Origin of the sequence: Sphingomonas lacusdianchii (assembly GCF_022664395.1) — a bacterium.
In the GTDB taxonomy this organism is placed as follows: Bacteria; Pseudomonadota; Alphaproteobacteria; order Sphingomonadales; family Sphingomonadaceae; genus Sphingomonas; species Sphingomonas lacusdianchii.
The window spans coordinates 40,681-53,791 of record NZ_JAKRET010000022.1 but is presented as its reverse complement, the minus strand read 5'-3'; the positions used below and the strand labels follow the sequence as shown (position 1 = coordinate 53,791).

Annotated in this window: 9 protein-coding genes and 1 pseudogene; 5 read left to right on the top strand and 5 right to left on the bottom strand. The window is 61.0% G+C overall.

What is annotated here, in order from left to right:
• Nucleotides 1–195: 195 nt before the first annotated feature.
• Nucleotides 196–765: pseudogene (locus tag MF607_RS19965) on the top strand (tyrosine-type recombinase/integrase).
• Nucleotides 766–1,393: 628 nt separating this feature from the next.
• Here MF607_RS19965 and MF607_RS19960 read toward each other — a convergent pair.
• On the bottom strand, nt 1,394–2,233 hold the full coding sequence (locus MF607_RS19960) for a hypothetical protein (protein ID WP_242121914.1): 840 nt from the start codon (nt 2,231–2,233) through the stop codon (nt 1,394–1,396).
• Complete coding sequence (locus MF607_RS19955) at nt 2,233–2,667, bottom strand: hypothetical protein (RefSeq protein WP_242121913.1); 435 nt, start codon at nt 2,665–2,667, stop codon at nt 2,233–2,235. The genes MF607_RS19960 and MF607_RS19955 overlap by 1 nt, the downstream gene beginning before the upstream one ends.
• A 475-nt stretch (nt 2,668–3,142) precedes the next feature.
• On the opposite strand from MF607_RS19955, the gene MF607_RS19950 reads away from it, so the two are divergent.
• The 3 genes from MF607_RS19950 (at nt 3,143) to MF607_RS19940 (ending at nt 9,725) form a co-directional block, all read left to right on the top strand.
• Complete coding sequence (locus MF607_RS19950) at nt 3,143–4,162, top strand: IS110 family RNA-guided transposase (protein ID WP_242121916.1); 1,020 nt, start codon at nt 3,143–3,145, stop codon at nt 4,160–4,162.
• Nucleotides 4,163–4,687: 525 nt separating this feature from the next.
• Nucleotides 4,688–8,422 carry a hypothetical protein gene (locus tag MF607_RS19945; RefSeq protein ID WP_242121912.1) on the top strand — a complete coding sequence of 1,245 codons (3,735 nt, stop codon included), beginning with the start codon at nt 4,688–4,690 and terminating at the stop codon, nt 8,420–8,422.
• Nucleotides 8,423–8,559: 137 nt separating this feature from the next.
• Nucleotides 8,560–9,725, top strand: a protein-coding gene (locus MF607_RS19940; protein ID WP_431311980.1) for an IS3 family transposase whose coding sequence is annotated in 2 segments (ribosomal slippage) — nt 8,560–8,821 and nt 8,821–9,725 — 1,167 coding nt in all. Because the reading frame shifts where the segments join, the coding sequence is not laid out codon by codon here.
• A gap of 52 nt (nt 9,726–9,777) precedes the next feature.
• Here the strand turns inward: MF607_RS19940 and MF607_RS19935 are convergent.
• Entirely contained in the window at nt 9,778–11,208 is a 1,431-nt protein-coding gene (locus MF607_RS19935) for an SIR2 family protein (RefSeq protein WP_242121910.1), read from the bottom strand.
• A gap of 95 nt (nt 11,209–11,303) precedes the next feature.
• Nucleotides 11,304–11,801 carry a TIR domain-containing protein gene (locus MF607_RS19930; protein ID WP_242121909.1) on the bottom strand — a complete coding sequence of 166 codons (498 nt, stop codon included), beginning with the start codon at nt 11,799–11,801 and terminating at the stop codon, nt 11,304–11,306.
• 406 nt (nt 11,802–12,207) lie between these two features.
• On the opposite strand from MF607_RS19930, the gene MF607_RS19925 reads away from it, so the two are divergent.
• On the top strand, nt 12,208–12,648 hold the full coding sequence (locus tag MF607_RS19925) for a hypothetical protein (protein ID WP_242121908.1): 441 nt from the start codon (nt 12,208–12,210) through the stop codon (nt 12,646–12,648).
• Between the two features lie 81 nt (nt 12,649–12,729).
• Here the strand turns inward: MF607_RS19925 and MF607_RS19920 are convergent, their stop codons facing one another.
• Complete coding sequence (locus tag MF607_RS19920; RefSeq protein WP_242121907.1) at nt 12,730–12,900, bottom strand: hypothetical protein; 171 nt, start codon at nt 12,898–12,900, stop codon at nt 12,730–12,732.
• Nucleotides 12,901–13,111: the final 211 nt, after the last annotated feature.

Here is a 13,111-nt window from a genome sequence, read left to right as displayed (position 1 = left end):
GCGCTTCGCCAGGTCGATGGCGAGGATGTGGACGTCGGTCATCTGCTCCTCCTTCGCTTGGCACCTCCCGGTGCCGGTCCGGCATCATACGACGCCGCTCGAAGGGGGCATCCACCCCATCAGTTCAGATCGATGGGGCACTCGTCGTTGGACCCCGCCTTTCACGAACTTCGACCCTAGAACGAGGGCCGGCTTATCGGTGCGAAGCGGGCGCTGAAACAGCAACAGGTCTGGGCTATTTGCTTCTGGCTCGACCAGCATAGACGACTGCGTGACCGAGCGTTGTTCGACTTCGCCATCGGTAGCAAACTGCGCGACTGTGATGTGGTCAAGGTGAGGATCGGCGATGTAGTTTCCGGCAGACGCGTCCGTGACCGCGCCGTTGTGGTTCAGCAGAAGACCAAACGGCCGGTCCAGTTCGAGCTGATGGATACGGCACGATAAACGATGCGAGCATGGTTGGAGCGACGTCGCGGGACGCTGAACGACTTCGGCTTCCTGAGCCGAAACGACTACATGGCCCACATGAGCACGCAGCAGTATGCCCGCCTCGTTCATGGGTGGGTGGTCGGCATCGGCCTTCCGGCTCAGGATTACGGGACGCACTCGCTCCGGCTCACGAAAGAATCGATTATCTACAAGGCCACGGGTAATCTCCGCGCCGTTCAAATCCTTCTAGGCCATGCCAAGATCGGCAGTACGGTCCGCTACTTGGGCGTCGACGTGGAGGACGCCCTAAAACTGGCCGAACGCACTGAGGTCTGAGCCGACCCAATTTCAGTCGTTCGATGTGCCGCATGGCTGTTCCAACTTCAGTCACTCGTTCAGCTTAAGCAGACCTTTCGCATGGCTGAGCAGAAGCGGTCGGCCGGCGGCACATTTGGGTGATACGCAGGACAAGAAGTTGGAGGCGCCGCATTGCCGTTAGCGGCTCCTAGCTACCGAAGGTGAGCCACTGGAACCGGCGTTCTTTGTGACCGATCAAGTCTCACATTGTCGAGCTCAGCGCCCGATCACAGCACATCGGGTCCGACCGCGCGGTCCTCACGAAGGATGTGATCCCGGACACGATCTCAAACGCGTGTCGCTGAGGAGCGCTGCGGCCGGCAGGCCAGATTCAAAGCGGTCGCTGGGCTCGGAGGAGGCAAAAGGGGTACTTTTAGGTGCTCTCGGGACCAGAAATCTTGACTTTTCCTCGTCTCTGCCATAACTGCAACCCGTCTACCGATTCTTCATGTGCTTCGAGAGCCTTGAGCCTGGAAGCACCGAGCGATCGTACGGATGGGTCGAAATAGGGAGGTTCACCTCATGCTCAACCCAGACCGCTTTCGGTGAAAGATACTCGTTAGACCGGCACCAGGGAGCTACATCGCTACTTCCCTGTGCACGTGATCTAAAAGTAGTCGTTCGTGAACATGTTGACGTGCGACGCGGTCGGATGACCCCGCACCGTCCCATGGCAGTCGGGGTACTGCCCAACCATCGATCCACCGCCGTCGCGGCTGACGTTGAAGTGACGCCTGCCGTCGAACGCTCTCCCAAATCGGAACGCGTTTCCCAGGATGCAGAGCTCGTTGTGCGGCGGCATGGCCGTCTCGGCCTGCGCATGGAGCTCGTGTCCTAGCGTGAAGTGCTTCGCCGCGTCGTCGACGAGATAGGTGGCGGGGGCGGACTGCGCCTTCTTCGGGCGCTGACGCCCACGCAGCCGCTTGAGCACCGCCTCAAACTCCTGACCGAAATTCGCTCGGTTCATCATGTCGCGGCACGCAGTCTGCAGTTCGCTGATCTCGGGCGCGTCGAAGTTCCGTAGCGGCAGGCGCAACACCTGCTGATACTTCAGGTCGTCAAACCGGTTCTTGTAGACCCTAAACGTTCTCAGCGCCTTCGACAGGACGGCCTGCAAAAGATTTACGACCTTCTGACCGTAGCCGGGAGACGCGAACCTGTTGACGCTGAACACGTCGCCGAGAAGCGCGACAAGCCCAGCGAGGGCATCGTCCGTAAGGATCACGACTCCTGACGCGCGCCCCAGGTCTAGGCTCTGGAGATGGTCCAAGAATGTCTGATGAGTGCACCCAAGCTCGACCCTGAAACCCGACACGGAAACCTCCTCGCCGCCAAGAGCCGCGAAGGCGTTGTCGCGAAGGTCTACCGGCACGAGCGAGGAGCGACGCTCGTTGACGACATCGATGACGTCCCCGCTCCCGGTGACGAACACAACAAGCAGGGGCATCAGCGTTGCAGCAGGGCGATCAGTGTCTTCGCGGGAACGCTGAGGTCGGCAACGGCGTCCTCAGGAAGGTCAGCCAGGGTTTGGACGAACTGGACCAACGAGCGCGTCCGCACGTTGAGTCCCTTCGGCCGGCTTTCGCCTTCCGACGCCGCCTCGGCCGTATCGAACTCAAAACCGGAGTCGGAGGGCACGAAGCCAATGCGCGCGCGCTGGGTCGGATGCGATACGAGCACCGTGTCTGGAACCTCGCTAGAAGCGGCCCATTGGCTGAGCTTCAGAGGGCCGACGAACTCCCTGTAGTCGACGCCGAGCTTCTTCAAGTCGGTCGCGACGTAGCTCAGGTAATAGGGAGATTGCCGCTCATCCCAAGTCTCCCTCGTGCGATCGCGGAGGAAGGTCTTAAAGGTGTCGAGGTCTGTGACTGGTTCGCTCATGCCGAAGGGGGTGTCCTGAATCGTTCGCCGCACACTAGCCGTTTGAGTCTGCGAGCCCAACCGCAAAGGAAGTCGGGGGAGACCCTATGAGCGTTGTCAAAGCAAAGGCACTGGCAAGTTTCAAGGCGAGATTCTGCCCCGTTTGCCTGCCCGTCGGCAGCCAAACGGCAGCGATCACTGAACGAAATCGAACAAGTCAGCAGCACTGACGGCGTGATCGACATGCCAGATGCGCTCTGAAGAAAACGTCAGCGGAGAGCAGATCAAGCCGATGCATTACGTTTGACAGCACTCCGACAAGCGCTAGCAGCCGTCACCCAAAGCTGACAATCTGACCCAAACTCGGCCGTTCTGACCGCCATCCCCGCTCCCCAACTCCTGCCATTATGGGATGGCTCGCCCCTTATCCAGCATCGGATATGATGCGGATCTTTGAAAATGAAGGAGCGAGTCGATGTCTATCGCGTCTATTGCAATCCTTGGAATTGATCTGGGCAAAACCTCTTGCAGCATGGTCGGTGTCGATGAGCGGGGCACAGTTGTCCTGCGCCGGTCGCTGCGACGCCAGACACTGATCGACTACGTGGCAAAGCTTCCGAGCTGCGTGATCGGGATGGAAGCCTGCTGCGGAGCGCATCATCTTGGCCGGCTGTTTGCTGCAAGCGGTCACGAGGTACGGCTGATGTCGCCGGAGTATGTCCTTCCGTACGTGAAGGCGCAGAAGAACGATGATCGGGACGCGGAGGGGATTGCTGAAGCGGCCTCTCGACCGACGATGCGCTTCGTCGAGCTGAAGACGCAGGATCAGTTGGACATCCAGACCCTACACCGCGCGCGGTCCCGTCTGGTGGCTGAACGGACCAACTTGATAAATCAACTTCGTGCGGTTCTGTTTGAACGTGGGGTGAGCTTTCCGGTCGGACGGCGCAAGCTCGAGCAGGGCATCGACGACTTGCTCACTGACGGTGACAACACCCTATCTTCGCGGATGAGCCGGTTGATCGCGGAAATGCGTGCGGAATGGAAGCAACTCGATACGAAGATCGAGATGTTAAATGGGGAGTTCGTCGAGATGGCGGGCAGCGACGCTGCGATGCGTCGACTGACGACCATTCCAGGCATTGGCGTACTCAATGCAACCGCGCTGGTAGCCGCGGTCGGCGATGGTAGCAGCTTCAGCAAAGCCCGAGATCTCGGCGCTTGGCTCGGCCTAGTCCCTCGCCAACACACAACGGGCGGCAAGCCGCGCCTCTTGGGTATCTCGAAACGCGGCAACACGTATTTGCGTACGCTGCTCATCCATGGCGCCAGAGCTGCATTGCCGTCCCTGTCCAAAGGCGACACGCCGCTTGGACGATGGTTACAGGGGATGATCGAACGAGACGTGCATCGCAATGCCATCGTGGTGGCGCTTGCCAACAAACTCGCTCGCATCGCGTGGGCTGCCCTGCGAAGGGACATGCCATTTCAGCGTAACTACCCCGTTGCAATATAAACAGTTCGGCAGCGTGAGGTATCACGCGTAGCCCACGAGGTTTGCAGGAAGGATTGGAGATGGCCTGATAGTCGATCGGCGTTTGGAAGGCCCGATGAATGAATTGGCACTCGATGCCGTGGCCATTATGAGGCTCCAAACGCGCGGATTTCCATCTTGGCCGTGGGCTTGCCTACGAGACCGCATACGTTGGCGCAGACTAATCAGCTCATCAAAAATCTCACTTGCAAACGGGGCGAGCCATACGTTCATTCATAATCTGAATTGGGCTTTGAGGCCTAAGCGGCTTCCGATACTGACACGGCGAGATTTGGAGACTTCCCTGCCGTTCCCACTTAAATTTTCGAACGGCAGGTCTTGCCAAGAGCCGACGTCCGGTGTTTCCCCGACCGATCATCGGAGTGCGGCCGGTGAGGACCGTGAGGGGCTTGGCGGCTTTCGGCATTGCCACGGCTCAAGCAGACGTTGCTTGGCTAAAGGTCCAGACGACGGCAGAAAGTAGTCAAGTCCGTCGAGAGAAACCTTATGCAGTGGATTAATCAGGCCGAGCTCCGGAATTGGGCGGACCGTATTGGTTCACGCGAGCAGTTCCCCGTCATGATCCGCGACCTCATTCTCGCGTCGGTCCGCGACGTCGGTGACATACATCACATGCGGTTTCCCGGAGGCGAGGCCGGACAGGTTCGCGGATATGACGGTGACCTGACGATGGCAGTGGGAACACCATATACGCCCGTGGGCCGGTCGATCTGGGAATTCGGGACGAACGACAAGCCGGCCGCGAAATTCAAAAGCGACTATGAAACTAGGGTGGAAGACACCGATGCGGAGGTCCGCAGGGATCTGACCTTCGTGTTCGCGACGCCGCGAAACTGGGACAACGCCAACCTCAAGCTTCCGGACTTCGTCAAAGAATACAAGGATAAGGGCGATTTCGCCGACGTCCGCTACATTGACGGCGCTATGCTCGACACTTGGCTGCAGGAACATGGCGCGGTCGGCGCGAAGCACGCGCGCCTGGTCCTCGGCACGGTCCCGAACCGCGGTGCGCGCAGCACCGAAGAATTCTGGAACGAGTTCTCCAGCCGATACAGGCAGCAGCTTACCGAAGAGGTCGCGCTCGCCGGCCGCACCGACCAGGCTAAGCAGATCGTCGATCACCTGATGAGTGCCCGAGGCCCCCTCGTGTTCGTTGGAGACGGCCCGGACGAGGTGAGCGCCGTAGCTGTAGCCGCCATCCGGAAGGCGGACAAAACCACCCGGGAGTTCATTGAGGCTCGGACGCTGATCGTCGACACCGACGATGCTGGGCGGCTGCTCTCGAAGGCTGACCGCTACGGATACATCCTCTCCCCAACGGTGAAGGAGGTTGGGGAATCGCTAGCGAGCTTCGGCCCGACCGTCTCGACCCTCGACTACCGACCGACAGGCTCCGGCTACTCTCGCCTGGAACGGCCCTCGATCCGGGAGATGAGCGAGGCCCTCAAGTCGATGAGCTACGGCGAGGAGGAGGCCGAGACGCTCGCGCGGAAGTCAGGCCGAAGCCTCACCATCCTCCATCGTCACGCCCACCGATCCGGGTTCCGCCCGCCTTCCTGGGCGCAGGGAGGAGAGCGGTTGGTGCCGGCCCTACTCGCCGGCGCCTGGAGCACGCAGCAGGCAGGCGATCTCGAGATCATCGCCCAGCTCAGTGGTTCAAGCTACGAGGATTACGAGCAGACGCTGCGCAGCTATCTTCCTCTCCAAGATACCCCGATTGACCTGAGAGGCGGGTTCTGGAGACTGGCGGCGCCGGTGGACGCCTTCGTAAACTTGTCGCACCTCATCACTCGCCGACACCTTGAAGCCCTCGGTGAGGCGACGATCAAGGTGTTCACGGCCGAGATACCCCCGGACATTGCCGAGGAGCGCTTCGGTAGATCGACAGCGCCATACAGCTCTCTCCTGCGCGAGGGTATTGCCACGACGCTGCTCATCATCGCCGCGATGCATGAGGAGGTGGGCCTTGAGGTCGGCCTAAATCCGGAAGATTTCGTGAACAACCTCATCGCGAGTATTCCTGGGCTTAGCGACGACGTGCGGGTCGTTCTGGGCCTCGAGCGTCAGCTGACGTATTTGATGGAGGCAGCCCCCCGCCCTTTGCTCTCAGCCCTCGAGCACCTGCTCGAGGGCGATGAGGCGCCTGCGCTCCTGTTCAAGGAAACCAGCAGCTACGGCGTGGCGCGTTCGCAAATCCCAAACCTGCTCTGGGCACTCGAGCTCCAGGCATGGGACCCGGCCTTCTTCAGGCGGAGTGCGCTTCTCCTCGCCAAGCTGGCATCCAAGGATCCAGGCGGCAAGTCCGGGAACCGGCCGATCTCAAGCCTGCGCGACCTGTTCACGGCCTGGTCGCCCGGCACTAACGCGCCGATGGCGGAACGCATCGCGGTCATCGACGAGATCATCGCCGAGCACCCGCAGATCGGATGGCAGCTTGTCACCATGCTGCTTCCAAAGCTCCAGGACGTGAAAGGGCCGACCCAGCGCCCCCGCTACCGGGATGCCGGGGCGTCCGACAAGGAGATCCTCACATACGGCATCGTCGGGGAGACCTACAACGCGATGGCCGACCGGGCGCTTTCGCTCGTCGGCGACGACAACGCACACTTGATCGAGGTCGCCGAGGCCTTCCCGCGTTTCTCGCCCGATCGGCGCGCCCAGTTCCTGGCGATGCTTGCCCCACACGCCGAGCACACCGCCGGCGAGGAGCGCGTCGAGCTCCGCCGCGCCCTTTGGCGGCTTGCGGACCGCCACGCGCGCTTCAGGCAGGCGGACTGGGTCCTGCCGGACGAGGAGCTGAGACGCCTGCAGGAGATCGTCACGTCCATGGACACCCTGGACCCGTTCGACCAGGCCCGTACGCTCTTCGACGATTGGGCCCCCTACCCCGTCGAAGACATCACTGCCTCTGAGCGCGCGATCGAGCAGCGACGCGCCAACGCGGTGGCCAACCTCGCCGCGACATCTGGAGCCGAAGCCGTCATACGGCTCGCGGGGGCTGTCCGCTTCTCGCGCGGCGTGGCCTTCTCGGCCGCCATGGGCATCGAGGATGAGTCCATCCTCGAACGCATTCTGGTCGATGGCGACCCGCAGGCTCCCGCACCTGATCTGTCGACGGCCGTGGCCGGGATGCTTCGGCGCCGTCGCGGCGACGGATACGATGCGGAGATCCTTTCGCTAGCCGAGCGATCGGGCTGGAACGCCGTGCGCACCGCTTCGATGCTGCTGGACTGGCCCGAGGAACGGCGCACCTGGGACCTGATCGCTACGCTGGGCAGGGAAGCCGAGCAGTATTTCTGGCAGAACCGCCGTCCCTTCAGGTTCGAGGGTTCGGCGGAAGAGCTGGAGGAACTGGTGCACCGGTTCGTTGCCGCCGGCCGCGCCGGCAGCGCACTTTCGATCGTCCATCCGCGCGAGCGCGAACTCTCGTGGTCGGCCATCACCGCCATGCTTGGCGGGCGAGTCGCCGAGATCAACGATGGCAAGATGGACAGCGATATCGACGGCTACCTCCTCGGCGAGCTCTTTAAATCCCTCCGGGGCCGTGAAGATGTCGATCCGCTTGAACTTGCGCACTGGGAGTATGCCTTCTTCCCGGTTCTCGAATATCAGGACGGAGATCTCGCACTCTATGACCGGATGGCCAGCGATCCGGAATTCTTCGTATCGATTATGAAGGACGTGTTCGTCGCCGACGATGTCGATCCCGGCGAAGAGGAGACGACGCCGGAGCAGCGCAACCGCGGCTCCATCTCGCACAGGATTCTCATCCACAACGAGCGCGTCCCGGGGCAAAAGAACGGGAAGATCGATCAGGCTGAACTCGACGCCTGGATCGACGGGATGAACGAGGAAGCAGTCAAGCAGAAGCGCACGAAGATCGTCCCAAGCTACATCGGCCGCACGCTCGCTCATGCCGCCGAGGCGGATGGGACATGGCCGCCGCCCGAGGTCGCCAGCGCCATTGAGCGCCTGCGCTCTGACGATGTCGAGCAGTCGATAATGATCGAGCGCTTCAACATGCGAGGCGTCTACAGAAAGTCACTTTTCGAAGGCGGGGTTCAGGAGCGTGAACTGGCCGCACAGTATCGCCGCTGGGCTGCAGCGAACGTGAAGTTTCCGCGCACCAAGGCGATGCTGGCCGCCGTCGCCGAGCGCTGGGACCGGGATGCTAAGCGGGCGGACGAGGACGCAGAACGCGACAAGGTCCGTTTCGAATAGCTGCCGTTGCGCTTCAGATGAGAAAGCGTCGCTTACGCCATTGAGCGGCCGAGCCGATTCCACCTATGAAGATGACGTGCCCCCCGTTTCTTCATCCAGGTGGAACTAGAGACCGTCCCCTTGAAGGGACGGACGGAATGAAGCGGAAGCAGTTTTCGGAAGAGCAGATCATCGGCATCCTGAAGGAGGCCGAGGCGGGTGCGGTGGTGACGGAGCTGTGCCGCAGGCACGGCATGTCGAGCGCGACCTACTACGCATGGAAGGCGAAGTTCGGCGGCCTGGAGGTGTCCGACGCAAAGCGTCTGAGGTCGCTCGAAGAGGAGAACGCCCGGCTCAAGCGGCTGCTCGCGGACACGATGCTGGACAACGCGGGGTTGAAAGACCTGCTGTCAAAAAAGTGGTGACGCCCGCCGCGAAGCGACAAGCGGTCGCGCATCTCCAGGCGACGTTGGGGATGAGCGAGCGGCGGGCGTGTGCTGTCGTCGGGGCGGATCGCACGAGCATGCGGTATCGCTCGTGCCGGGCAGATGATGGCGACCTGCGGTCGCGGCTATGCGAGCTGGCGCAGCAGCGCCGGCGGTTCGGCTATCGACGGCTGCACATCCTGCTGCGCCGCGACGGCATCACGATCAACCGCAAGAAGACCCAGCGGCTCTACCGTGAGGAGGGGCTGACGGTCAGGCGCCGGAAGGGACGAAGGCGCGCGGTTGGCGCGCGGGCACCCGCGCCGGTGCTGGCGCTCCCCAACCAGCGCTGGAGCCTGGACTTCGTGCACGACCAGCTCGTTACCGGTCGACGGTTCCGCGTGCTCAACATCGTCGACGACGTGACGCGCGAATGCCTCCGGGCGGTGGTGGACACGTCGATCTCGGGCCGGCGGGTCGTGCGCGAGCTGGCCGATCTGATCGTCGAACGTGGCAAACCGACGATGATCGTCAGCGACAACGGGACCGAACTGACGTCGAACGCGGTGCTCGCCTGGTCCGGCGACGTAGGCGTCGAGTGGCATTACATCGCGCCGGGCAAGCCAACGCAGAACGGGTTCGTCGAGAGCTTCAACGGTCGCATGCGCGACGAGCTGCTCAACGAGACGCTGTTCTTCACCATCGGTCAGGCCCGCTCGGTTCTTACCCGCTGGGTCGAGGACTACAACACCGAGCGGCCGCACTCGTCGCTCGGCTACGCTACCCCGGCAGCCTTCGCTGCCGGGCTCGAACAGCAACGGGCGGGGTTGACCCCGCCCGTTGCTTCACCTGCGCTCATGCGCCACAACACCGGTCGGTCTCTGGTTGCCGCTGGATGAAAGACCGGGGTCACGTCACCGCGTATACGGACCACAATGGCGGACTTTTGAATTATGCGGCGTCTGGCGACGGCTCGCGCAAGCGCGCAACTAAGGCGGCAATGGGCTCGACGAGGTCTTTTAAGTCCTCAACCGGCTGTGACAGCTCCTGAATTTTTGCCAGCGCGGCGTCGTCCAAATGTAGTCGGGCCGCACCGTCATCCGCCTGGAGGGCAGCCAGCTTGGCCGCCATGCTGCCCGTGGCACCAATTGGGATGAGGATTGCGTCGAGTTCGCGGGCGATGTCCCACTCGCTCCGCATGCCGTTCGCTTCCACAATGGCGTCCCCGGCCTTCTTGTTGCCAAACAGGAATAGAGCAATGCCAGCTTGGCCAATCAGGTCGCGACGATAGGCAGCCCAGAACGCCTCGCGCTGGACGGGGTCGGGAATTGCTTGCGGGAAGGGTCTGAGGACGAGCGTTTCTTCGATTCGCGTTCGCCGGTCCCCGACTACCCGCTCCACGGCACCGGTAAACAGCGCGTTTCCCACGCCCAAGCCCAGCCCTGTGGCCACCCGCATGTCGCGGGCGACTAGCGCATTACCGAGCGCACGCATGAAGCTGGTCACAGCCTCTTCACCCCAAGGTTCAAAGTCGGCCGCGCTGGAGGACACGAATACGGTGCGGCGGCGGTAGCGGCGTTCGAGTTCTCGGAGGATCGTCGTGATCTCGGCGTACTCCTTCACGAGCAATACGCGGATGTTGAAGCGCTTCAGGTCCTCAACGACGTGAAGCTGGCGCGCCTTGGCGTGAGCATACTGCTCTTCGGTTTCCTTGTCCGGATTGCGTGTACGTTCCTTAAAGATGGCAAAATGTCGACGCTGGTTGTTTGTGAAGCTGATCCTGACGCGTGATAGGATCAGGTCGAGGTTGGGATCGGTGAAGCTAAAGCCCAAGAATAGAAACGTCTTAGAAACGAGGTCGCCCGCGAGCGCCGTAACGAATGCGCCGCGGTCGGTTGAGTAGCGTTCGTAATCGTCACGGGTGACAACCGCCTCATTCGGGCGGTCGATGTCACCATGCATCTTGTAAACGATAGCATCGCGTCGTGGCCGGGTGTTGGCGAGCTGCGCGACATCCGATTTCACGTCCACGACCTTGCCCGCATCGCGAAGGGCGCGCTCGATCAGCTGGTCGTAGTTGGTCGTCCACCAGGTGGTGATCGGAAGGCGGGAGAGCAGCCGGTGGTTCTCCGTCGGCTCACGTTCTGCTGAGAGCGCACCAATTATCGCTTGGTTGATCTGGTGACGGTTGTTGCGGTGATGGTTAACGTGAAACTGGGCAAGCGACACCAAATCCGTCTCGAGGTCGACATCTAGGTCGAGTTCGTCAGCTACGTCGCGCAGAAGGTTGCGCCAATCGACGTGGCCGGCGGCTGCGGAGAGTCCGGCACCGGCGAAGACCGCAGCATCCCCCGCATCCACTTCTTTAAAAAAAAGCGTCAATGAAGCGAAGAGTATCGCGATTCAAGCTGAGCCTCCTCTCAAAAGTACGCCTTGGCCATATGACCAAATATTTATAGTAGACAAATGATTTTTGGCTAATTCAAGTTGCGGACTCGAATTGCCTCCTCAATCCAATCACCGATGTTATCGCGTATAGACGCGTAAACTGCCTTGCTGTCACTTCCAGCCGGGGTTTTAAGTGGCGCAAATGCAGACAGCTTCTTGCCTGTTGATCCGTGGGTAACGCTGTCGAATGGGTTGTCACCCGCTATTGAGGCGCTGCCGGATGTGTCTAGCAACTTGTTAATCCGGATGCCGAGCACTCCCTTCTTGGCATCCCAACCTTTGACGATCTCGCGTTGCACCCAGGGCCGTGAAGCGGTCTGCGATCCGACCAGCACGACAACGCAGCTCTTGCCCCACATGTTATCGTCGATCCATTCTTCGATGGCGGTCTTACCCTTACGTTTGACCTCCTCCCAAACGTTGGGGGTGCATACTTGACCGCCCTCCAATGCATTCATGTTGCGAACCTGCTGGGTACGCCAGAAGTCATTGTCGAAATGAAAGCTGAAAAAGACCTTCCGCGCCATAGAGCCAGCTCCAATCTGTCCGAGTGCTTATTACCCATTCTGGAACAAAGCGGCAACCGGTCACGCTTTAAGATAGGGCGTTTGCGAGAGGTCAAAACCAGACGGTTGTAGCCCTGCCCGTTGATGCACGAGTTCGTGCCGGTTTCAAAGTGTCAAAAGGGCGCATCACCAGTCCGCTCACGTTTCAAGGGGCGACCCGTTCACGCCTCATGCCCTCCCGACTGAACGAGCGTCCGCTTTGTCGTGATCGACGCCCGAAAGTGGAAAGGCAGCTATCCACCATGAACGCACGTCTGCTTCCTGCGCCTGAGCCTACTTTGCTTGGCCGCAACCGTTCGTCGCGGGAACGATTCGTATCGACTCATAGGATTTGGCAGTCGGTGGGCGATGCGGCAGCCTCGGAAGCATGGAACAGCAGATTATTCATGCCTGCGGCCACAAGCAGGTTCATGTCATTTACGGCTTCGACTCTCAGGTCGCGCGCAAGGCACGCTGGCTGCGGACAACCAAATGCCGAGCCTGTTTCGTCGCTGACAAGAAAGCCGAACAAACCGAGGCTGCGGCACGTGACAGTGCGACGATAGCGCATCTCGTCCTGCCGCCACTGACCGGGAGTGAGCGGCAGGTGAGTTGGGCCGAAACTATTCGCATCAATCGTTTGGCCGCGCTGGTGGCGACCCCACACACAACCACCGATGCCGACTGCAGCCTTTGCCTGCGCATAAGCGATGCGAAGTGGTGGATCGATCACCGGGACCTGCCGAACGCAGATCTCGTGGTTCAGGCGACCGAGCAGCTGCAAATTGCTGCCATGCCAGCTAATGGGCAACAGTCCGCAGCGGCATGATCAGGACCCCAGCGCTTACTTACTCAATAGCACGAACCTGCCGGCATACCATCTGAACTCCAACGCAACGCGCCGCTTAGCTCAGACCTGAAAGTAAAGTAGCCGTGGATCATCGAGCATGCTGGCTGGCGTCGGAGTAATCCAATCGGCACCATGTTCGGGATAGGGGCCGTAGAACAGGTCGCCCAGCGCCCGACGGAAATGGGCATTCATCCACCGACGTCGCCGATGCTCGGGGGCATCGTGGATCATGTGGCATCGCTGGCAAAGCGCAGCCAGCTTTTCGAAGCGACTGTCGCTTGGATCGTGATGGAGATGGGCGCACGCTAGAACCACCGATGTCCACTTACCAACGTGCAGAATATCGTTGGTCGGGCGACGAACCCGCCTGCCCTGCCCGTTCCGCCAATAGCCGCGTTCCGCATCCCACCACCGTCCGTCACCCATGTGGAAGACGCGCTTC